Annotated in this window: 19 protein-coding genes; 12 read left to right on the top strand and 7 right to left on the bottom strand. The window is 56.9% G+C overall.

The window, feature by feature from the left end; all coding sequences use genetic code 11:
• The first annotated feature begins 166 nt into the window (after nt 1-166).
• The gene (locus NLY36_RS01805) at nt 167-583 is read left to right on the top strand and encodes a hypothetical protein (RefSeq protein WP_156933175.1); all 417 of its coding nucleotides are present in this window, start codon (nt 167-169) and stop codon (nt 581-583) included.
• Between the two features lie 99 nt (nt 584-682).
• Here NLY36_RS01805 and NLY36_RS01800 read toward each other — a convergent pair whose 3' ends face one another.
• From NLY36_RS01800 to NLY36_RS01790, 3 genes are read right to left on the bottom strand one after another with little or no spacing between them, the layout of a single operon-like run.
• A complete protein-coding gene (locus tag NLY36_RS01800; RefSeq protein ID WP_023695328.1) occupies nt 683-946 on the bottom strand; it encodes a hypothetical protein in 264 nt (87 codons plus the stop codon).
• Nucleotides 947-1,004: 58 nt separating this feature from the next.
• A complete protein-coding gene (locus NLY36_RS01795; protein ID WP_280813025.1) occupies nt 1,005-3,056 on the bottom strand; it encodes a DEAD/DEAH box helicase in 2,052 nt (683 codons plus the stop codon).
• 47 nt (nt 3,057-3,103) lie between these two features.
• The gene (locus NLY36_RS01790; protein ID WP_280813027.1) at nt 3,104-4,372 is read right to left on the bottom strand and encodes a TM0106 family RecB-like putative nuclease; all 1,269 of its coding nucleotides are present in this window, start codon (nt 4,370-4,372) and stop codon (nt 3,104-3,106) included.
• 81 nt (nt 4,373-4,453) lie between these two features.
• Between NLY36_RS01790 and NLY36_RS01785 the strand changes: the two genes are divergently transcribed.
• From NLY36_RS01785 to NLY36_RS01745, 9 genes are all read left to right on the top strand, one after another.
• Nucleotides 4,454-5,449 carry a helix-turn-helix transcriptional regulator gene (locus tag NLY36_RS01785; protein WP_023695326.1) on the top strand — a complete coding sequence of 332 codons (996 nt, stop codon included), beginning with the start codon at nt 4,454-4,456 and terminating at the stop codon, nt 5,447-5,449.
• A gap of 78 nt (nt 5,450-5,527) precedes the next feature.
• Entirely contained in the window at nt 5,528-5,932 is a 405-nt protein-coding gene (locus NLY36_RS01780) for a hypothetical protein (protein WP_023695325.1), read from the top strand.
• Nucleotides 5,933-5,976: 44 nt separating this feature from the next.
• Entirely contained in the window at nt 5,977-7,263 is a 1,287-nt protein-coding gene (locus tag NLY36_RS01775; protein WP_031201153.1) for a DUF2130 domain-containing protein, read from the top strand.
• A gap of 169 nt (nt 7,264-7,432) precedes the next feature.
• Nucleotides 7,433-8,512: a hypothetical protein gene (locus NLY36_RS01770; RefSeq protein ID WP_023735387.1), complete on the top strand. Its 1,080-nt coding sequence runs from the start codon at nt 7,433-7,435 to the stop codon at nt 8,510-8,512.
• Entirely contained in the window at nt 8,509-9,156 is a 648-nt protein-coding gene (locus NLY36_RS01765) for a hypothetical protein (protein WP_023735388.1), read from the top strand. The genes NLY36_RS01770 and NLY36_RS01765 overlap by 4 nt, the downstream gene beginning before the upstream one ends.
• 239 nt (nt 9,157-9,395) lie before the next feature.
• Nucleotides 9,396-10,532: a hypothetical protein gene (locus tag NLY36_RS01760; RefSeq protein WP_023735389.1), complete on the top strand. Its 1,137-nt coding sequence runs from the start codon at nt 9,396-9,398 to the stop codon at nt 10,530-10,532.
• Between the two features lie 480 nt (nt 10,533-11,012).
• Nucleotides 11,013-12,653 (top strand): SIR2 family protein, encoded by a 1,641-nt coding sequence (locus NLY36_RS01755; protein ID WP_023735390.1) that lies wholly within the window; start codon nt 11,013-11,015, stop codon nt 12,651-12,653.
• Nucleotides 12,650-13,273, top strand: a complete 624-nt coding sequence (locus NLY36_RS01750) for a hypothetical protein (RefSeq protein WP_023695319.1) — start codon at nt 12,650-12,652, stop codon at nt 13,271-13,273. The genes NLY36_RS01755 and NLY36_RS01750 overlap by 4 nt, the downstream gene beginning before the upstream one ends.
• Entirely contained in the window at nt 13,270-15,726 is a 2,457-nt protein-coding gene (locus NLY36_RS01745; RefSeq protein ID WP_023735391.1) for an AAA family ATPase, read from the top strand. The genes NLY36_RS01750 and NLY36_RS01745 overlap by 4 nt, the downstream gene beginning before the upstream one ends.
• Before the next feature lie 144 nt (nt 15,727-15,870).
• On the opposite strand, the gene NLY36_RS01740 is transcribed toward NLY36_RS01745, so the two are convergent.
• Nucleotides 15,871-16,692: a hypothetical protein gene (locus NLY36_RS01740; protein ID WP_156933176.1), complete on the bottom strand. Its 822-nt coding sequence runs from the start codon at nt 16,690-16,692 to the stop codon at nt 15,871-15,873.
• Nucleotides 16,693-17,583: 891 nt separating this feature from the next.
• On the bottom strand, nt 17,584-17,769 hold the full coding sequence (locus NLY36_RS01735; RefSeq protein ID WP_023695316.1) for a hypothetical protein: 186 nt from the start codon (nt 17,767-17,769) through the stop codon (nt 17,584-17,586).
• Between the two features lie 534 nt (nt 17,770-18,303).
• On the opposite strand from NLY36_RS01735, the gene NLY36_RS01730 reads away from it, so the two are divergent.
• Entirely contained in the window at nt 18,304-18,855 is a 552-nt protein-coding gene (locus tag NLY36_RS01730; protein WP_023695315.1) for a hypothetical protein, read from the top strand.
• A 70-nt stretch (nt 18,856-18,925) separates the two neighbouring features.
• Nucleotides 18,926-19,891: a DUF4238 domain-containing protein gene (locus NLY36_RS01725; RefSeq protein WP_023695314.1), complete on the top strand. Its 966-nt coding sequence runs from the start codon at nt 18,926-18,928 to the stop codon at nt 19,889-19,891.
• Between the two features lie 67 nt (nt 19,892-19,958).
• Here NLY36_RS01725 and NLY36_RS01720 read toward each other — a convergent pair whose 3' ends face one another.
• Both NLY36_RS01720 and NLY36_RS01715 read right to left on the bottom strand, forming a co-directional pair.
• A complete protein-coding gene (locus NLY36_RS01720; RefSeq protein ID WP_023735394.1) occupies nt 19,959-21,647 on the bottom strand; it encodes a DUF927 domain-containing protein in 1,689 nt (562 codons plus the stop codon).
• Between the two features lie 215 nt (nt 21,648-21,862).
• Nucleotides 21,863-22,657: a hypothetical protein gene (locus NLY36_RS01715; protein WP_023695312.1), complete on the bottom strand. Its 795-nt coding sequence runs from the start codon at nt 22,655-22,657 to the stop codon at nt 21,863-21,865.
• Nucleotides 22,658-22,818: the final 161 nt, after the last annotated feature.

Raw genomic sequence — 22,818 nt, 5'->3', positions numbered from 1 at the left:
CGATTTCAATGGGGATCGGAGGCGGATGGACCTTGGGTGTATCAGTCACGCGCTCGCTGAACCAAGTTTTCTCTCGAATCCCCAAAATGGGCCTGATGGGTATGTAACTCACGTACGTATTCAGCCGGCGGTTGACTTCTCCACCGATCGCCAAAGGTCGGATGACATGACCACACTTTGGCAACGCATCTATGAGACCGCGCGCAAGGAGCACCCAGAATTGGCTATGAAATCGCCGGGCTCAAAAGGGGCCGGATCGACCTGGGTTATTTTCAAAGCCGATCTGCCGCCGAAAATTACGATAGATTGGAAGATTACCAAGGGAACGGTTGATTTGTCGTTTTGGCCGGGAGCTTCGGCGATGCCCCGTGACGACATGGATCTTGGTTCCCTGGTGCAAGCGACGTCGAGAAAACCATCCGTTGTCATGTTGGGCGCCACCAAGGTGATTACGGTGCCGATTTCCGCTCCCGGGCCGACCTCTACCCAGCTAGACGGACAAAAAATAAAGGAGGCTCTGGAAGTCGCATCTGCCTTATACAAATTCTATTGCGACAACGATGCGGTACTCAAAAATAAATAAAAAATAAGGTAGTGGGATCACCCTGAAGTTTGGGTTGGGAATTCTGCATTCAATATTATCACTTCTTTGCCGAAGACGCTTTCGTTGTCGTTTACGCGATCAGAATTTTAGTCGCCGCGTCCGTTTTGCCGCCGTAATTATTTTTCCATCGTCGCTCATCACGAGATAGCTGTCCAAATAGTCCGAAAGAGAGGCGTATTCGCGGCCCAACTCTCCCCTCGCGCGAGCTCGTCCTCTGCTGTCCATGAAATACACGTCTGCGCCGTGACGGCGCTTGCGACGCCCGTAGGCAAGGATGGCATCGACAATTTCGGTTTTGATCCCTCTCTGCTGACAGCGGACTTCTGCGTGGTGCGTGAACATCGAATTCTCCTCCTTCCTGTCTCATCTGGAAGGTAGGAGAGTGGGATGCCAATTCCTGTCATGCCGCCTGCACCTGTAAAACGGGAGGCATTGTTCGACCTTCTTGCCTCAGGCCATACTCAAGCAAGGCGCAGACCGTGTTGACGAGCCGCATCTCGTGCACGTTGCTGCAGGGAACCTCCAGGAGACGCGGACTAGCGAAAACAAGCGCAAGCACTTGCGCGCGCGAAACGGCGACATTGATCCGGTTGAGGCTGAACAGGAACTCGACACCCCGAGGTATTTCATCCGCCGACGAGGTCGTCATCGAAACCATGCAAACCGGTGCTTCCTGTCCTTGGAATTTGTCGACCGTTCCGATGCGTGCTTCGGTCGGCAGAGACCTTTTCAGCGCATTGACCTGTGCGTTGTAGGGCGCCACGATCAAGATGTCGTCCAGCGTCAAGCTGCGCTCCAAGCCATCGCGGTCGCGAAACCTCGCTCCGACCAAGCGATCAATTTCGTTACGGATCGCAGCAATTTCTTCGACCGATACCTGTCTGTTTCCCGCATGTGGAACTTGCATGAGATGGACACCTGACGATCGATCGCCAGGATCAAGAAGAAGAGCCTGCTTTGCTGCGCTGTCATCTGAGGCGAGGCGGCTCTCGTAGACGATGTCGGATATGAATTGGCAGACGTTTGGGTGCATGCGCCGCGACACGGGTAGGAAAATGCCTATGTCGGTAGGAACTGTGTTGTGACCGGCCAGCAGATATTCAAGAGACGAAAGTCCGCTTTCTCCGGGATGGGCACCCTGGATCGGCTGTGGCAGCTGCATCGGATCACCAACCAGTACGATGTTCTTCGCGCAGGTCCCCATCGCCACGATGTTCGCCACCGAAACCTGCCCGGCTTCGTCGACGAACAGGTAATCGAACATCTGTTCGAATTCTGGCCGTGAAAAAAGCCAGGCCGTTGCACCTACTACCGACGCAGAGAGCAGCTGGTCGTCATCGTTTTTGGATGCCACGTAAATTGACCGGTACTCATCGCCAAAGCCATCGCCACCCTTCTTTGCAACCGTGACGTTGATCCCGGCGTCGCTGGCTCGGTCTATGACAGCGCAGAGAAGGTTGTCGATCGCTTTGTGACTATTGGAAGCGACTGCAACGCGCTTTCCCCGCTTAACGAGATCGATAATCGTGCGGGAGCTGACGTAGGTCTTACCGGTGCCCGGAGGGCCCTGTATCGCGATGGTTGAAGAATTGAGGTCGCCCAACGCTGCGACCGTTTCGGCAACGATTTCTCGAGATGGATCGATAATTGTGAGCTGTCGATTGTCACTTGTGAAGTGAGGTTTGGAGCGCTCAAGGAAGTCGAGGATGGCCGGGAAATGTCGATCGTCACGGATGACGGATGTCACCACTCGTCGGATGGCAGCTTCGATCTGACGTGTGTCGAGCGGTCCAGGCGGAATGAGCGCTGTGTAAGCCGGTGCGTCGTCGAACCGACTCCTGGGAAATGCCACGATGGCTGTGTTGTGAACTCGGTCGAGTTCAACCAGCCTAACCGACGCTGGCAGTCCCTCTAATTCGACATTGCAATCGCCGATATCAAGTTTTGTCTCCTGTTGAGGGAACTCATAGGTTCGCTGCCAATAACTGCCCATCTTCGAGCTCGACGAAACGGCTCTCAACGCGCCCAGGCAATCGAGATCGTCGATGAGTTCATCCGGTTCGGCACTGATCTTGTCGAAGATCGACCACCATGCAGGCTTCTTCTCTCTTGGGTGAAAATAGACGAGGTCAAGCAGCAAGTCGGCCATCCGATCCCCCAGCCGATCACGAACTGGCTGCAGCCTTTCGCGCAGTTGATCGCCGGCCACTTGCTCGGTATCAACTCTCTCAAAATCGATGCCGCTTCCGTCCTCGTTAGAAGCCCGCCATTCCATGTCGTTTGGACGAACCTCGGACACCAGCCAGTCGCGAAGCAACTGCGTCGAGACACAGTCGATACGATTGTAGTCTCGGATTTCATCAAGGATCGCCTGGTCACCTATTTCGCGCCATCTTTCATAAGCGACAACGCTGCCGCCGGCGGTTTTCACTTGGCCGGTGCGTTGTTCCATGTAGAAAACTTCAAGGTTCTTGAGAGAGTAGGCCGGTTCTGAAGCGGTCAGACCGCCGGAAACAACCCATAAAGGTCGATGAAGCGGTTTTGCCGCAACAGCTGATCCAGCAGCGCTTCGCCGATCCCATGGCTGCTCGTAAGTCTCCGCAGCGCGGAGATCTCGTAGGCAGCGTAGTGGTAGATGTGCGCGCCAGGGAACCGGCGAAGCCGATCTTCAAAAAACGCCATTAGATGGCGCAACGCTTCTTTTTCCTGGACACGATCGTGAGCCCAAAAATCTAGGAAAGTGGCGTCGCCTTCACCATTGAACCAGACGCCGTGCAGATATTCCAGGCCATCTTCGTAGAACGGATCGCCCTCGATGTCGTAAAAAAGGTCTCCCTCGTCCGGCCGAGGAAGTAATGCAAGTCCGCGTGCTGGGTCAAATGGCTTCAATTCGAACGCTGGCGGGCCTCCGGCGCGTCGGGCAGACTGCAGCCGAGCCTGAGTTGTCAGCCTCGCAAGAGTCGCCTCTGCGAGCCTCGGTACCGGGGTATCGCGTTGGCCAAGAGCCGTCATGGTCGAAATGCCAACCGAGGTCAGCTTGTCTCGCTGGCCTTTTGCGATCCCGGCCACGAGAGTGAGACTGTCAGTGTCCTCCCAATAACACTTGCAGCTGTCTCGCCAGCGACAAAGCTGGCACATCCTGACCGGATCAGGAGATGTCGCCCGCGGGTCAGCCACGAACTCTTCTAGCCGCTTACGCGCTTGACGCGCATAGGCGGAATATTCTTGAAGCCGGAATGAAAACCGCTCGCCGTTGCCGAGCTCGATATGGGCTTGGTCGGGATCGACTCCCTGAATCTTGGCAAGCAAATCCGAATAGAGAACCAGCTGCAGGATGTGCTTCGGGTCGGGCTTCCGCTTCAGTTTGGTATCGACCACCTCATACGAGAAAGCACCTAAAGTTGACGGCTTGTCCACCTTGATGAGGAAATCTGACCAACCACCCCACGGTGCCGAGAGGAGGGCGCCTTGGAAAAGAACGTCCGCGCCTTCGCTGAGTGCTTCTCTGGTAGCAATCGCCGCGGTGCTCAGATCTACGTCTCGGCTGAATTCGATTATGCGGCGACCTTCGGCATGCAACTTAGCCAGGTAGTTTGCTTCGTGCGCATCGCCATATTGCTGAAGGAGCTTTGCATCTTCGGTGTCCTCAGCTGGCGTAAGCCGCTCACCCCGCAAACTGCGCAGATCCATCGCCGTGGCATGCACGCACCCCATGAAGCGCATCAAATCCGATGCGGATAGCAAGATGTCCTTGCCTTCCAGCTTCATATCAGATTCCCCACAACCGATGATAATAAAGCCGTAAGCAGTGGAGATGACAATAGCTGTCACCTGAAACGGTAAATGCCTATGTCTTTCGAAAAAGCGCAGCAGCTCATCGATCTCGCGACTTTTGTAGCCGCGCGTCGTATGGGGGTAACCACCGACGACGTCATTGACCGTCTCGGCGTTTCGAAACGCACGGCCCAACGGATTCTCCATACGCTCGAACTTAGATTTCCGGATACGGAAACGCATTTCGACGACGAGGGCCGAAAGAGATGGCGCCTGGATACGGCTGCCCTGCGCGATCTCCTCACACTCACTCCAGACGAACTGGCTGCGCTGGACATGTCGATTGGGACACTAGAACGCAGCGCCCAAGGTGTGGAGGCAGACATGCTGCGGTCACTTAGGGAGAAGATCGTTGCCCTGGTACCGCGTAACAGAATTGCTCGCCTGGAAACAGATCACGATGCTCTTCTTGAGGCGCAGGGTCTGGCCGCCCGTCCCGGGCCCGTTTCGCGGCTGGCTCCTCAAATCGCCGCCACCATAGCGACGGCTTTGAAGGGTTCGGAGCGACTGCGGATCATCTATCAGTCTCGTAGCGCTGCCGTGCCGACCGAACGCATTATCGAGCCGTACGGTGTGTTGATCGGCATCAGACGCTATCTCGTGGCAAAGCCTAGATTGGATGCCGGTGATAGCTTCCGGCATTATCTTGCTGAAAAGATCGAGAGGGCCGAATTGACCGGAGAGATCTTCGAGCGCGACCCTAGCTTCGATATCAATCGGCACGCCCGCCAGGCATTCGGAGCCTTCCAGAATGACAGCGAGTTTGGCGAGGTCGTTTGGAGGTTCAGTTCAGACGCCGCTCCACAGGCCCGCACCTTTCTTTTTCATCCGGATCAGGTGCTGGAGGACCAACCTGACGGCTCGCTCATAGTGCGCTTCTCCGCTTCGGGGCACCTCGAGATGTGCTGGCATCTTTATATGTGGGGCGACAAGGTCGAAGTGATAGCTCCCCAAGCCCTGCGTCAGATGGTGCAGGAGTATCGGCGATCGGATTTCCCGTCGCTTCCATAATCTGGCGATCCATCCTTCCGAATCATGCAACGTGCGTGACCAGTAGCTGGTGACAGGTTTTGTCGCCGGACTATCGGAATGATGTACACCCTGGCTGTTTCGACGGCGGGCGTGTCAAGGAGCATTGAGTTTATGGTTTACGAGAGTGTGCTGACCCACGGGAATTTCGGGAAAACTGTTGCCAACAACCACTTCTATATAACCAGCTTCATTCACCAGCTGCCTGCTGACGTGTTCGGCGGCAGCACCAAGGACAAGCCGGCGCCGAGCAAGATGCTCCTTGAGTACGGATCTCTAAAAACGGAAACCGATGTGCCTTCTACCAGGGCTGGTAAGCCCCGGCACTTCTTTCGGGATCGGGCGTTCGTCGGCGAATTTTTTCGACTCACTAGGGCAGAGCCGAACGATGTTGTCCTCCTGGAGCGGGTGTCTGACTATCACCTGCGGTTGTCTCTAAAAAAGCAAGGCTCAGCCGCAGCGTGAGAAAGCAGCGGTAGAAAATGCTCGAAGGGGAAAGGGAGGAAAAAATGGAACCGACGATCTGTTGTCCGAAATGCAAAACGGAAATCAAGCTGACAGAATCTCTGGCAGCTCCACTGATCGACGCCACGCGGCGGGAATTCGAAGTGCGGCTGGCGGACAAGGATTCCGAGATCGGCGCGCGCGAAGAAGCCGTCCGGCAACAGCTGCAAGACGTCGCGAAGGCCAAGGAGTCCGTTGATGAACAAGTAGCAGCAAAGCTTGCTGCCGAATGCGAGCGGATTGGGGCGGAGGAGGCGAAGCGCGCCACACTTAAGGTCTCGTCGGATTTGGAGCAGCGTGCAAAGGAAATTGGCGATCTGAAGAAACTGCTCCAGGAGCGCGATGAAAAGTTGGGGGAGGCGCAGAAGGTCCAAGCAGAGACGCTCCGCAAACAAAGGGAGCTCGATGACGCACGTCGCGAACTGGAACTAACTGTCGAACAGCGTGTGCAAGAATCGCTAGTCAGCGTGCGCGACAAAGCGAAGAAGGAGGCGGAGGATGGCCTTCATCTAAAGGTCCGCGAGAAGGAGGAGCAAATCAGCTCAATGCAGAAGCAGATTGAGCTTTTGAAGCAGCGAGCCGAGCAGGGATCGCAACAGCTGCAGGGTGAAGTCCAGGAACTGGAGTTTGAAGCGCTGCTGCGACAAAAGTTTCCACGTGATGAGATTGAACCAGTGGGAAAAGGCGAATTTGGTGGCGACATCATCCACCGGGTGATGGGACCGACGTCACAGCTGGCCGGCACGATCTTGTGGGAGATCAAGCGTACCAAGAACTGGAGCGGAAACTGGCTGGCAAAACTGCGGGACGACCAGCGCGCCGCCAAGGCAGATGTGGCTCTTATTGTGTCGCATGCCCTTCCGCAGGGGATGGATCATTCGTTCGATCTTATCGATGGCGTTTGGGTGACCGAACCACGATGTGCGGTTCCAGTGGCCATAGCTCTGCGTGAATCGCTCATTTCCTTGCTTGGCGTGCGCCATGCCGGCGAAGGCCAGCAGACCAAAATGGAGATGATTTATGGGTATCTGACCGGGCCGCGTTTTCGGCATCGCGTGGAAGCAATCGTCGAGAAGGTCACCGACATGCAAGAGGATCTCGAAAAGGAGCGCAAAACCATGACGAGGTTGTGGGCGAAGCGTGAACAACAGATCCGTGGCGTGGTCGAGGCGACCGCAGGAATGTATGGCGATCTTCAGGGTATCGCTGGGCGGCATCTGCAGGTCATTGAAGGACTCGATCCTTTGATGATCGAGAGCCTGCCCCATGAGGAGATGGGATTGGGAGCCTGATTGACTCTTAGCTGCACGTTCCAACTCCAAAGACCAAGTTTGAACATCAGCAGCCACTGTGGAGGGGGTTCCAAGTATGAATTCCAGTTTCACACTGAGGGTTCTAGCGGTCTCCGCGACGGGATGTTGAGATGTTCGAAAAGATAGCTCTGGCACGGGGGCGAAGGGCATGTTCCGTATCGTTTGTCTGGGTCGACGGGCAATCGGTGGGGTAGTGCTGATTGCAACACTTGTTGCCTTCTTCTCCTCAAACCAATTTGCCGCCCTGGAACTTGCAGTTAATTTTTGGGATCCGTTCGCGATCTCCCAATATCGGCTGGGTCGCCTTTCCACTGACGACTATGAGGCATCCATCGAGCAAGCACTCAAAGATGGTGATATTTCTGAAGCCCAAAGCCTCGTGGTGCTCGCCCATGACAACAGACGCGAATTGCCGGCGGATCTGGTTGAGCGGACCAAGGAAAGCCGCTTTGAATTCGGACTGCGAAATAGCAAGGATTTCCTGGAAGGCGCAATTACCGGGGAGGTGACGACATCGGCTTCCATCGGAGGCGTGCTGGCGGCCGATTACGTCGGTGTCGGCGATGTCCGCGATGCAGTCATTCAAGGCAACCATCTGATCCAGGGGAAAGACTATAACAAGCTCACGCTTGGCCTTTCCCTGCTTGGTCTGGCGACGAATGTCCCGGGTACCGGAGCGATAGATATGGGCTTTTCGCTGCTGAAAAACGCCAACAAAGCCGGGAAGCTCTCGGGAGGCTTGCTCAAACGGCTCGGTGATATATCGGCTCGACTCGTTGACCTGGAAGGGTTGAAACGAGGACTTTCCCGTACATCCCTGCCCACACTCAAGGTTCCATCGGCGTCAGCCGCTCGCGAGGCCCTCAGCGAAATCGACTGGCATCGCGTCGCGAAGGGCGACTTCTCGGGAGAGGTGGGTTTCCTTGCTAGTTCCGCAACGGAAATAGCGTCGACCGGAGGTATACAGGCGACATTTCGAGCCCTCGAGTATGCCGACGATGCCAAGGAGCTCTCTCGATTCCGATCCTTGGCAAGGCGCATGGGTGAGAAAACCTCCGCGGTCCTGAAAGTGTTGGGCAAAGGCGCGATCAAGCTGGGAGAACTGGTTTACTTGGTCGTATCGATCTTGATTGCCGCAATAGGTTGGCTCGCTGGCGCGCTGTGGTTCGTGTTCTCCTTGGTCCGAACCTCATCTAGCTTAGTGAAACGCAAAGAGGCGATCACATGAGTTCGAACGGACGTTCAAGACTGGCGTTGGTAGCGGCAGGGATTGGTGGGACTGCTGTCGCGGGTTTCGGATTCGCGTTTGGCAGGGACATTTACAAGAAAACAAAGAAGAACGTCGAATTGATCGCGCTCCTTTTGGCAGCGGTGTTTTGCCCGTTCATCGGCGGGCGGGGACTCGTCCGAGGGCATGATCGAGGGATATTCGGAACAATCTTCCTGACCGTTCTTGGAAGTGTCCTTTTGATCGTAGCGGGCTTTTGTGCCGCCACTCTTTTGTTGTTCGGTGTCCTCGTTATGTTCAATGATGGCAATGCTCACAGTCCTCTTCGTTTCGCGCTGGTCGGCGGGTTCGTGGTGACCGCGATCATCGCAATGATTGGTCTCGTGGCTGGGGTTGTTCAGCGACCCAAACGGCTGAAAGTGATCGCCGTTGCCAAATTCAACGATCGGTTCTTGAAGGAGAACGGCTTTCAGGAAACCGACGGAGACGACATCACTCACTATGATGCCAATGGCCAAATGTTGAGGTTTCTGGAGGGCCACCCGGACCGCCTTGTCTTCTTGGCTGTTGGCCGGCGCGGAAAGCGGGCTTTCATCGACCTCGACCAGGACGGCCGAATGGTGAGCTACTCGGGCATTGCGTAGCCAACATAAATCCCGGTGGGGAAATAGGCGCAATCCGCGCGACTGAATAGTACGCGGACACGAAGCAACCAGTCGTTTAGCAAGGTGATCGGTGCGCCGGACAACTTCGGAGTACCCATCGCTCGATCCAGAAGGAATGACTCATGACAAGGCAGCATTCAACGCCACTGTTTATCTCTAGTGACGGGGGAAAGGTAGCGGCTGCGAGCTTGCTTGAACTTGGTGGAGGTGGGCATGGTATGACTGAAGCGGCGATCCAGGACCTCATTCATCGCTTTCCATCTTGTCTGCCCATCGCCGAGATAGATCCACTGTTCGCTAACCCCGTGCCGATTTGCCGTGAGCTTTCGACGCCGGCCGGCGCAATCGACAACTTTATGGTCACGCCTACAGGGTTGCCGGTGCTCGCCGAATGCAAGCTTTGGCGCAATCCAGAAGGCAGGCGAGAAGTGGTTGGGCAGATTCTCGATTATGCGAAGGAATTAGCGCTTTGGACCTCGTCCGATCTGCAGCGCGAGGCTAGCCGCCGACTCGGCGCGGAAGGAAATGTCCTTTTAGATCTGGTACGAGTGGCAGGGAATGATGTGGACGAGATTGCCTTCAATGACGCGCTGACTCTGAATCTGAGGCGAGGGCGCTTCCTGCTCCTTATTGTGGGCGACGGTATTCGAGTTGGAGTGGAGACGATCGCCGAATATCTGCAAGGCCATTCCGGTCTTCATTTTACATTAGGTCTCGTTGAGATGCCGATATATCAACTGGCAGACGGCGCGCGGATCATTGTTCCGCGCGTTCTTGCGAAGACCCAGACAATTGTTAGGACCGTTATCGAGCTCCCGGACGGCTTCGTCCTGTCTGAGGGCGAGGAAGAGGGAGCTGTTGATTCAGTCGAGACGCCAGAGCGAAGAGCGGGGAGGGAGCGGCGCAACGCCATCCGACAGGGATTCTGGCAAGACTTCCTGTTGGGGCTACATCTCGACGACCCAGATCAGATGCGCCCTCCAGCAGCGCTTGGCGGCCATATCGTCTTCAAATTCGGGGCGCCCGGCGGCTCGAGTTGGTTGACGGTTTACCGGGATATGCGCGCCAATCGCGTTGGTCTGGACCTTTCGTCCAACCGTAACTCGGCGGGCGAGCGGGCGTCGAGGGCGCTTGCCCCTCAGGCAAAAGAGTTGGCTGAGGAGCTGGGTCCAGGAGTGACGATCGATTTTGCAGCCGATAGGCCCGTCATTGCCCAGGATTTCACAGTGCAGGACCTCGAGAACCCAGAAGACCGCGAACGCGCGCTCAACTGGCTGCAGGAGCGGACAAACGCCTTTATAAACGCACTTCGGCCGCGCATTCGGTCGGCGCTTCGCGATCTAACAGAGGAATGAAACTTCGGCAGGGCCCTTAGGGTGAAATACCCATTTCACACTGGTGGACGTTTCCAGGAATTTTGCCGGCCGAACCACCGGCGGAGAACGGCAGCTTTGCGCGCCTCATATCGGACATTCAACGGTCGCGCTCTCTGGTCGTGAAAGCTGCCGTCAAAAAGCTGGGCTGCGAGCTATGTCACAAATGGTCCGAAGAAAACCGGATGGCGCTGTTTCCGGCATCTTACATTATAGTTTGAATGGCGACGTTCGGCATAGTATCGGATATTGCTTGACGGAGCATTGTTGGCGGTCGTGGCGGATTTGAGCGCGTGATCGGCAAGAATCGAAACAGGAGGCGGACAGGAAATTGGGGGCTATAGCTGCGATCGCACCGGCGCCGAAGCCGGCGGATGAGGCGACCGTGCTCGAGGTTCTGCGGCAACTCGATGCAGGGTTTGGGCCGATGGCCCACGCCTTCCAGCTCGGGGAGTTCGCGCTTTGGGTGGGGTCGGGCATTTCCGCGAGGCGCCGAGCCTCGGCGGCATCATCGCCCGAGCACTGGAGCATCTTCGCGTCAAGGCTGTCGACCCGGCCACCCAAGCGGTCTACCTCCAACCCTTTCGGACCGCATTGACTCTCGGCGGCTATAGCATTGTCGCGGCCGAACCCCATTTCCCAGAGCCATTCGAGACTTGGCCCAGCAACGTCCAGGAAGGCATCATAGACAGCCTGTGGAATCGGTATTCGGCACTCCTCGACATCAGGATTCCTGGCACCGATAACGACTACATGCTGTGGGATGCCGTTGACGTCCGCGCAGCGTTCGCAAATCCCAAGCCTCCCCAGGCCGCACATCTGGGCATCGCGATACTGATCCTAGAGGGTGCTTTACGGGAGGTTGCGTCCGCGAACTGGGACGGGTTTATCGAGGCAGCTGTGGTTCGTCTCGGTGGCACGCTCGCCGGCAACCTTCAGGTTGTTGTCGATCCGAGCCATCTCCGCGACGCTCCCGGCAAGGCGCGATTGATAAAATTTCATGGTTGCGTCGTCCACGCGACCGAGGTTCCCGCTCTCTATCGAAAATTCCTGGTCGGCAGCACGCAGCAGATTGCGGAGTGGCCCTACGCAAACTTCTATGCGGCGATCCGCGGTGAGGTCATCTCACTCGCGACAAATCACAGGGCGCTAATGACGGGCCTGTCGTTGCAGGATGGCAACCTTCAGGCGGCGTTCGTCGCCGCCCGACAGGCAAATCCATGGCCTTGGCCCGTGACTCCTCAGGCGCATGTTTTCTGTGAAAATGAAATTGGGAACGGCCAGCGGCAAATGTTGCAGGCAGTTTACCGTGACAGCTACAACAACGCCATCGAGGCGATCGAAACCAGCGCGCTTTTACAGGCGTGGGGCGAGCAGGTGCTTATTGCGCTCGTGCTCAAGACACTGGGTGGCAAGTTCCACGCGCTTGTTCAATTGGCTATTGGCGGCGGCGCTCTCGCGGCAGAGGCCGCCGCGATCACCGAGACGTTGGACGGGCTTCGCAATCACGTGGCTGAGTTGGCGGTCGGAAACCGCACCGCTTTCGTGGATCAAGCGATCGCGTTGTGGTCACGCGTCCTGAGCCTATTTCGCACTGGCCGCTTGCCCGAGCGCTCTGACGGATATGAAATACTTACCATGGGATCGGTCGATACAATTCCGAACGACCAGAACGCACAGGCAACCGGGCTAGGAGAACTTGGCATTGCCCTGGCGCTGGTCGAGCGCGGTCGCAGTGACGGCCGATGGAAACTCGCTAGCCCTGCCGGGTTAGAACTGTCCGGGGGTTCGATTGTCGCTTCGGGTAATCGGCCTGGCTCTGAGCCTCGATCGGTCTTTTTTGCGCGAACGGCGGGGATTGCCATAGCAATGGAAAAGAAGGGGGCGTTCGCCAACGACAACACTATCGTGATACATGCAGATGATGTGTGGAAGCAGATGAACGGCGGTGAGGACGAGGTGGACAGCCCCCGATCGCGGAGTCGAGCCCCGGGTCGAACGGGGGCAAATGGTACGCAGCACATTTGCATTGGCGCATTGCTGGCCTCCGAAAACAACATCGAACAGTTGGCCAATTCATTCTTCGCGGAGTTTATCCTGTGACGATCGGTCATCTCGCGGGGGGCGTTGTCCGACGCCTCGAAAAGGCGGGCTATAGACCGGTGCAGACACCGTTCCGCGTGGCGTCGGTAGACTTTGAGTTCACCGCTGCGCTAGTCGGTAGTGGAGGGCGCGCACTGGACCTCGTACTGATCGTTGACACGGCTTCCGGTGAATTTGGCGATCGCGACGCGAAGGCCGTGCGGCAAAGGATCGAAGCGCTGAGTCGTGCACTTGATGTCACGCGATCGCGGTATCTTCTGACGGTAATCCTCGTTGGGGCGGCACTTCCGAAGCTTGTAGATGCACTTTCTCCGACTTGCCGCGTGCTAAATGTTGAGAGCGCGTCTTTCGACACTGAAGGGGAACCGGAATCGGATGACGCGGCCCTCGCTCTGGATGACCAAATTCGGCTTCTGTTGCCGCTGACGATAGCTGCCGACGACGAAGCCGAGGGCAAAGAAAACCGTGATCCGGTCGCCGAACTGCGCGGCGCGCTCTCGCCCAAGCTTGACCAAACTCTAGTCGACGCATTGACCGAAGCGTCGAAGGGCGGAGAGGATGCGGTCAAGAAGGCGCTAGGCAAGGTACTCGACCTTGCCATTGAGGGCCACGAAACATGACCGGCTTTCCGCTCCTTTACGAAATCGACCTCACTAATTTCCGAAGCATTCGCGGGCGCGTGCAGACGCCACTCGATGCCAAGATGGTTCTCGTCCACGGCGAAAACGGCGCCGGCAAAACAAGCCTTTTGACTGCGATCGAGATCGCGTTGACCGGGCGCGCGATCGCGCTACAGCGCGCCGATCCAGCCTACGCGAAGCAACTCATTTACCGACATGCGGATACCTACCGGCATGCCGACACAGGCAATATCGCGCTGACAACAACGGGTCTGATCGGTTCGAACCAGTTCAGTGCATCATTCAATGCTGAAGGGATCACGGAGCGCTCAGTCCTATCGCCCAGCTTGGCTGCCTTCTTCAGTGAACGCTGCTATTTGCCGCAAAGCATGCTGGGGCAGTTGCTCCAGATCTACCAGGAATCGGATTCATCGCCGAATTCCCCACTGGCGCGCTTCGTCACCGAGCTGCTTGGTTTGGATCGCCTGGACGCCATTGAAACCGGGCTCGCGCCGGTTGATGATCTGCGCAATCTGCGCAAAACGTCGAGGCTCTTCGCCCCCACGGAAAGCGAAAAACAGCGTCTTGAACGCTCGCTGGCAGACTATCAATCGTCGCGAGCGCTGGCCCAGCGCGATTTCACGGCGGCGCTCGCGGCGGTCAATGAGGCTTGGGCGGCATTAGAACTGGATGGCAAGGTCGATGAGAAGTCGCTGCCGACGTTGGACTATCCTCGAGATACGAAGAGTGATGAAGACGAGCTCAGCACATTGTTCGTGCATCGCAGAAATCTGGAATTCATTCGGCGGAGTCTGTCGAGTGATTCCGACAACGCTGCCGCAGCAGCTGAAGCGTCGCTCGTAGCCGAACATCGCGGCGCTGGCGAAGCTCTAGCGAAGTGGACCTCCGAATATCAAGCGAGAATCACCGACCTTGAGAAGCGTGTGGCCGAGCTCCTGCCCGACATTTCAACCTCTGCTGCGTCCGTCGTGTCGTGGCACGTCGAGGCGTCAGGAAGACTGGCGGAAGATCTGCGTCAGACGCGCGAACGCGTCGCTAAGATGTCGGCAGATACAAACCGCAGGGCCGCCTTGATGTCCGAGCTCGATGTGGAGCGCAAGAATCTCAAGACGATAGACGACGAGATCGGGTTGATTGGCTCCAATGCGGATCGCCTCGCGGAGATTTTGTCGAACATCAATGCCGTTATCGTCGATGACTATTGCCCTGTCTGTGACCGCAATTTTGCCGAAACGAGACAGGGCGCACTCGTCGACCATGTCCATCGCAAAGTGTCACGTCTGAGCGGCTCCGCTGAGCGCTTGCTTGGTCTGAGTCGCAACCGGTCGGCACAGCAGGAACTGATTGAAAGCCTCGTACGTGAACAGGCCGAGATTGATGCCCGCTTCGGCGCTGCGGGCCAACTTTCAACACTTGCTCGGCGCGAAGCGGAACTAGAAACCGTCGTTTCGGAGCTCGCATCTCTGGCCGAGCCGATTGCAGCCTATGCGCGGATATCCGCGCAGGAGGCAGGCGCGCGCAGAGCAATTAGCAATCTGCAAAGTCAAAGTTCGTCGCGCACCACCGCGCTGGAGCAACTGGGCGAGATCGCCAGTGCTTTGAGTCTTGACACTCCGGGTCAGCTCCAAGCGAGTGACGGCATGCTCGTCAACCTTGAACCCGAAGTCGCAGCGAGGATCGAACGCGTCACCCACCGATCGAATTCGCGGCGAAAACTCGTCGACAGCGAGAAGCAGGCAAAGCTTCTCCTTGACCGCAAAAACGAACTCGACCAGCGCGTTGCGCGAGAGACAAGCCTGGTTGCGCAAAAGGTGGCGTCCCTTCGTCGTGCGACCAAGATCCGGACGGACGCCCAGACGATTCGGGAGCGGGTCGAATCCGTCCGGGCTGCAATAATCAGGCGAGAGTTTAATGATCGCCTCAATCGGCTCTGGCGGGATCTATTCGTGCGGCTCGCTCCGAACGAGCCTTTCGTGCCGGCCTTCCAGATTCCGACCCACTCGACGAACCAACTCAAACCGCGCCTGATTACGCGACATCGCAGTGGCGGGGCAGGAGGTACGCCTGGCGCGATGTTGAGTTCAGGTAACCTGAACACCGCCGCGCTCACCCTATTTCTGGCGCTTCATTTAACTGTAGCACCCCAGTTGCCGTGGCTGGTCCTCGACGATCCAATCCAGTCGATGGACGACGTCCACATTGCACATTTCGCCGCATTGCTGCGAACATTATCGAAGGAACACCACCGGCAGATCGTCGTGGCTGTACATGACCGGCAGCTTTTCGAGTATTTACGGCTAGAGCTCAGCCCGGCATTTGCTGACGACAGCCTATTGACCGTCGAATTGTCGCGTTCGGGGTCGCGCGACACGCATCTCTTCTCGAAACGTTATCATCATCAGGAAGAGACCGCGCTGGTTCATGCTGCGTAGCGGGTGCAGGCGCAGTGATTGTCGACGGTCATCTTTCCTACCGTTGCTGCAGGAGCGGCCGGTCAACAAACGGCCTCCTTTGGTAGATGTGGCGCCAATGGGCTGAAATGGGCGCCGGCTTTCCGGGAACCGTAGAAGGGGCGTTCATGTCAGCGGAACGGCCGCCTTAGCTGGATGGGCCGCAAAAGCTGACAGTCCGCGTCCGGCCCTTAGCGCTCTTCGTGACGCTTGGTGATCGTGACGTCTACCTCGACGGTTGGGATGGCCCAGCAGCGGACGCGCGAGCGACCCCGATCGGCCCTCGGCCTTTTCTATGAGTTCTTCGTAGGGATCGCCGACGCGCAGCGCGAGCGCGTCATAGGTCAACCAGTCTGCCAGCGACCGAGACGCCGTCGCCACCGTCGCCCGGGCAAGATGGGCTCCGGAACCTTGATGCTCAGAGAGGTCCGCAACGAGTTGGGTTGGAATAACTGGCACACCGCGCCCGCCAAGCGGCGGACCATGGAAGAAATAGACACTCCAGGCCGTCTGCTTCTGTAAAGCACGACGTCGATCCAGATTTATCGCAAAAGAGGTGTCCCAGGCGGGTTGGGTCGCGGCCGCATGGTCGCGGTAGAGCGGTTTCGCCTGCACAAGCGTGACACGCCGACCCAAAGACGTTCCGTCGAGGATGGGATCAGTAATCAGGCAAAGATCGGCGGAAAAGCTTTTGGCGCCCTTGATGCCCGCCTTGCCTTCCTCCGAGCGATCAACATTGCGATAGCGCATGGTGACCGCAGCACGGTTGGGCGCGGATGCCGCGCGGGCAAGTGCCTCAAGAGCATGATCGAGATCGCTGAAGCGCAACGCCAGAGTCGTGAATAAAGTGGACAGTATGCGATCCTCTCCCTCGTCCCCATGTGCTTCATAGTCCCGAGCGAAGCGCGTCTCGACAGATGCTATGGTTCGCTCGATGAGTTGTTCCACTGCACGGTCGCCAAGCCACGTGCGAGCGGGCTCGTCGGTTGCTGTGCCGCTACCCTCAATCGCGGCAAGGCTCTGGGCGAGACCGCCGCCGGCCGGGAGTGCCCGGACAGTCAACGGCACAGCGAATTTGGCTGCCCGAATGGCGCGCGCTGCATAGCCGACGGTCCGAATGGGGGTGGGTTTCGAGCTCGATTAGCCACAGATGATCGTCGGCTTCCGCAATCGCAATGGCAGCGAACTGGGCGAGATCGGCCGTTCTGCCGTCGGCCAACCATAGCAAGGCTTCGATCACGGCTTGACGAAGCGCGAAATCACCAGCGATCGCCACGCGCAGCGTATCCACATAAGCGGCGCGAACCTCGGCGGGCCGTGAAAGAAGGCTTCCGTCTCCCCAACTAGCCGATGTGCCGAGTAGTTGGAAGAGGATCGCCGCAACTTCGCGGACCTTGGTTAGGGGCTCGATAGCGTGTGCCAACTCGAGGCGTGCATCGATTGCTATCTGAGACTCTTTAGATCAATCGCCGGTTCGCTCGAATGTAGCCTGCGGATCCCCATAGCCGGGCCGTGCTCGAAGCAGGGTCTGCAAGACAGCCCAAGGAGTCCAGCCCAGGCCACGGCCGATCGCCGCGAACAGCGGCGTAGTCAGAGAGTCTGCACTTCCGTCATTATTTCGATGTCGTTCGTTCAAGGCGTGGATTAAGAGGCGTGCCTCACCCACAGTGGCTGGTGCAAGGTCAGCCAGCAATTCGTCGAGCATAGCATAGTTGCGATGATCGGAGAGCGCCGCGATCGTCTGCGAGATAAGGACAGGCTCGCTTCGCAGCTGCGGGAATGCAGCGAAGATGCGCGCGCGGTCGTACGAGTTGACAGCCTTGTTGGCGAGTGACAGGACTAGATTGTCCCAGCGGCGTTCGACTGAACAACCACATCTACCAACAACGGGTCAACGTTGACGTCGCCACGCTTGAGACCATCGATGGCGCGCAGCAGAGCAATGACGACCTCGCTGTCGACCAATTGATCTGCGCGGGGATTGGAGAGGGCGGCAACTGCCGTCCCCAAGTCGGCTTCGCTCATTTCGCGTTCGTGGGTGACGATGGTCCTGCGACGCGCCGGACTGCGAACCCGAGTGGGAAGCAGGACGCCTATGACTCCGATTAGGGTGTCGAGCGGCGTAACTGCGTCATCAGCCAATATGCGTCTCCTGTTTCCCCTTGGATGCTATCGGGTATGCGTTCATACGACCAGCGATGCTCATCGGCGGTGTCTTTTCAGCAGGATGAAGTATCTTGGTGAAGAAGACTGCTGCCGATCAAGGAGCGGCAGGCATGAGGGAAGCGTATTTGGTGGGCAGCGTCCAGCATTTGTCACAGCTGCTCGAGGCCGCCGTGCGCGAGCGAAGGGCAGCTATAGCACCTTCACCTCCCAGACCCTGCCAGACCGCTTACGGCAACAAATTGCCTGCATTGCGCCACATCCCAGTCATTCGACAACATGTGCGCTTCCAAACGGGATAGGCGTACGTTCCTGTTTCGTTCTGGAGAGCCGAGAGCCTTACATTGGGGGTCGCGTATCCAAATATTGAATGTAGCTCTAACGGGGGCGATTCGGATGGTGGACCTGGGCTTTCTGGGGAAGGTCGAAGAATATTACGGCAAGCGGGCAGCCAAGCTGCTCGTCGGCCTTGCCGCGATCGGGACCGTGGTGGTTATTCTCGGCGGGGCATGGACCTTTATCGGTCCGATGGTCACGTGGGCGCAGACGACCACCGAGGGCCAGAGCTACACTGTCAAAGTGCTGCGGGTCGTCAGCTTCGTCATCTCAATCGGTGTGCTGATGGCGTTTGGCAACCTGGTGGCGCAAATGCTGCACGGTCGCGCCCGCGAACGGCAGTTCTTTGCGGACATTGAGCAGCTGAGCGAAAAAATGCTCGACGTAGCTTCAACCATAGATAAGGCGGCCATCATTCACGTGGAGTCCTATGCCATCCTCCAGGAAGCGAAAGCCTATCTGTTGCGGCTGAAGACCGCAGAGTCAGCCGAAGAAATGAAAGCCGTCCAAACAACCATTGAGGTGAACGAGGAGGCCAGCACCGGGATGCGAAAGCTGGCTGAGGAGACCCGAGCTTTCGTCAAACGCATGGCCGCTCAGATCAAACGGTAGGCTCAGGCCGATAAGCCGCGGTAAACAGTGGCCGTATCAAGGTCGGCGTCTAGCGCGATATACACGCTAAATGACAAAGGAGTTCAAGCAGAACGAGCCCAACAAGCACCACTTCCTTCCGGTCTTCTACCTGAAGGAATGGGCTGGTCCTGATGGGCGAATTGTCCAGTTCAGCCGACCGAACCCGAACGACGAGCGAATAAAACCCTTGCGCCGGCATCCAAGTGCAGTTGGCTACATCAACCGCCTTTATGCAGTGGAGGGGCTGCCTGAGCCCTTTGCAAACCTCTTCGAGACTGAGTTCACTCGACCGGTCGACACGGATGCTGCGGCCGCTATGCGGCGGTTAATGACCGGCAAGTTCGGCACCGACGCAACTCCCAAGGAAGCGATTGCATGGATAAAATTTCTGCTTTCTCTGATGATGCGCATGCCGGTCGACATCAGACGGCTCAAACACTACGTGAAATACGACTGGTTCTCGGATCTCCCAAGTTTGCAGGCAGCATTCAAAAGGTCCGGTATGAAAGGCAACCCGCAAACGACTGAGGACTACCTAGAGCTGCTCGGACCGACATTCCACGAGAGGGCCGCCATGACGGCACTTAGTGGCATGATGCAAGTCGAGACCGCTATCAGAGCCATAGGTCAATTGCAGTGGACGGTAAGCAACTTCTATGGTGCCCGTGAGTTTCTCGCCTCTGACCGGCCCCTGATTGCATCGGTCGGGATGAATGGCCCCAAGGCCCACATAATCCTACCCATTGGCCCGCACCGGGTTTTCATCGCCACAAAGACAGAAGAATTCAGGCGCCAACTGGTGGATAAGCAGCCGTCGGCCTTCGTAACGAAGGTGAACACGTACATCGCGAACAACGCCACTGACTACGTCTATGGCAGCAATGGCGCGGCTCTCAGGTTCGTCCACAAGCACATGGGCAAGCTTCGCGAGGAGACATTCCTAGAGAGGATCAATAGGCGCCGCATGGCAGAGATCGCAAAACCGCTATCCGAACGCACAGATCTCAATCTGTAAGCTGATGATGTTTACGGTGGGCGCTTTCAGATCGCGCGTCTCGTTCGGTAAAAACGCTCTCCGCACTTTAGGAGCCGAAGCTTGATGCCCGAGGCTTCGAAAAGGTAGCGCCACTAGTCTCAATCAATCCGAATGCGATAGACGCGGCCGCCGTCGCTAATTCGACGTGGCGCCTTCTGCGACAACTTCTTTTGCGGACCCCCTTCCGTGATCGCATGGCCATCTTTTTGAGCTCCTTTAGAAGGGTCTGGTAGCCCGGGAATTGCTGTTGAAACCTGAGAGTTGGGACCAACAGTTCCCGATGCCCTTTTTCTCCCCTAGTGAACCCTGCGGCAACTTTGAACTTCTTTGGGTTGAGAGGCCGATCGATGTCTTCAACCCGGATCAGGTTCTTTCGCTCACGCTTTGCGTATGCTTTCACGAGTTCGTGTGCAGAGGGGCCGGCAGCGGGACTAGGCGGAGACGAGCCAAAAGAGCGCAGGTACCGGCGATAAGCGACCAACGTTGAAGCCTTCGCACTTTTCCAGCTTTCAGGGATTACTCCCCATTTCCGAGCTAGGTAGCTCGCGGCATAAATGATCGCGAATACCTCCTCGACTCTAGCCGATCCCTTGGCCTGCTGTTCCAACCTCATTAGGGCGCGGAATCGCTTAACAAGGTTGCGGATCCGCTGGATCAAATCTTTCTCATCTGCGGCGCTTTCCAGCACAAGCCTATGCGCAAAGGTCTGTCCTGCGGTGCCATGTTCGCGATTGACTATATCAAGCAGCTTGTTGATCGCCTCTGTCATGTCCTTGAAGCCGTCAGGGAGAGAGTCGAGCAGGCCCTTGCCCTTGGCTATTTGGATAGTGATCATCCTCGTGGTTATCGCGCCTCCTGACAGATCCTTCAGCTTCAGCAACTCAAGGATAGGCATGTTGCTGGTGGAGAAGAGGGAAACATTGACGTTAGGGGCGATTGTCGTATCGGTGTAGCGCTTCTTTCCACCCTTTTTGGCGACCTTGAAAACGGCCTGCTTCACCGCACCCCTGCCAGCCGTCGTGCTTGAATCCAAAAGGGCGGCCTCATCCAGGAACAGCAGACTGTCCGAATGATCGGCTTTATGTTGATCGAGACCGTTGAGCGTTAAATCCCAACTCTCGCCGCCGCCAACTTCACTGGTTGGGTCCCCAGCCCATACCGATGCGGCAAGAAATCCTGCCGATGACTTTCCGCATTCGGGATCTCCGACAAATTCGATTTGCGGGTTTAGTTGCTTCGTGAACCGCAGTAGCGGGGCCGCAAAAGCTACGCCAAGTGCGAAGAGTGGCAGTGGCTGTTTGGCAATGATGGTACCGATCTCTCTTTGCCAGGACGCCAGGCTCCCTTTAGGCTTGAATTTCGACCTCGGTTCGAACGCGACAATCACCTCATGCGACGTTCGAGGGGGCGAGAGAACCGTACCATCACCTAGGACAAAGTGGTTTTCGATCCAGCCCGGACGGAGGGCGACTAGTCCGTGGCGGTAGCGGGTGTGCGCCTCGATGTCGGTTTTCAGTTTGCTCTTTGCTGCCGGACTTAGCAGGTGGATACCGGCGTCTGATAGTCGCACGATTACGTCGCTTTCGTGCCTTTGGAGGTCCGGAATCGAGAACCAGCAAAACCGGTCTCCGACGCCGTACTTGATCCAGTGGCTGCCCGTCTGGGCAACTAGAGCATCCAATATCCTGAACTCTGGCTTTGGCTCACTGGAGTGCGAAGAGTGTGCAGTTTGCATTTTGCGTTCCTTTTCGAGTTGATTTCGCGCCCACCGTCCCACCATGTCCCACCATTTTTGGATGTGACATGTACTGACGTGACAACGAGTTTTTGGACGCACGTTGGTGACGTAGTGTTGTATTGGTATTGCTCTTAGTTTTGTATTGGGTGTGTGTCTTTTGTTCACTTTCGTACAAATTGAAGGCGTACTCTAAAAATCAAGAAATACAAGCATTAACGTAGCGAGATGAATTGACTTGATCGATATGTACACTTGTTTGTGATCATGATGTCCGCCAGTTTTTGTTTATAAAGCCAAGCGAGAACCTGATTGTGATAAGGGAGATCGATCCTGGTTCCTACCCGCCTCCTCTTTTTCTTACCGTTAATTTCAATGACTACTTTCTGTGGCCAGAAGGCTTTGAAGAGGTAGGACAGCTGCTTGTGCCGGTCGTTCACTGGTTGCGCTTTGATTGGTGCCGCTCCGGTAGAGGTCCGCACATAACCCCAACGCCCCCTAAGGGCAGGTCGGATCGCCTGAGCCTTTTCCCGTATCGTTACGAGGTGCCAGTGAAGCTGATAGGTCCGGCTGGTAGGTTCGAACTCACCATGCAGAAAACCGGCCAGAAGTCCCTTGCGAGCCAGGATTCCAGCCCTTTGGAGATGGGTTCGGAACTCGCGTTTGATTGCTGCAGCGCTGGTCTTATCGAGGGCTGCTGGATCGAGGTGCCAATGTCGATTGATGACCGTCACGACGTTGAGGTCGTTGTCAGAGATGACCTCAACGGCATCAAGCAGGGCACCAATAATCTCGGCGCGTAGCTCCCGCATGTGCAGGGACGAGGCCAACGAAGGTTGTGGTTCCGGGCTGATGAGGCCGAAGCGAAGGAGCTTTTGAAGGTCCTTCGTCCGCAACCCGTATTTCGGGCAGGATATTAGGAGATCGAGGCGTGTCTGGTCTTCGTTTCGGGAGAATGAGCGCGTTTCGAAGTAGCGTGCGTCATCCGCCCACTCGTTGATGGGTGTCATGGGTTTCACCTTGATGTTGGTTGTTTTGGGCCCCGGGCAAGGGGTGGCAAGCAGGTCGCCCGATTTGACGAAAAGCTGAGCCGATAGATAGATTCCTAGCGTTTAACGAGGACTGTGCGTCCGCTCGGGCGAGGCGACCTGTTAAGCTCTAGGATGGATGG

The organism is Mesorhizobium sp. C399B, from assembly GCF_030323185.1.
GTDB lineage: Bacteria > Pseudomonadota > Alphaproteobacteria > Rhizobiales > Rhizobiaceae > Mesorhizobium.
The sequence above is the reverse complement of the archived record's forward strand: the minus strand, read 5'-3'. Positions and strand labels throughout refer to the sequence as shown.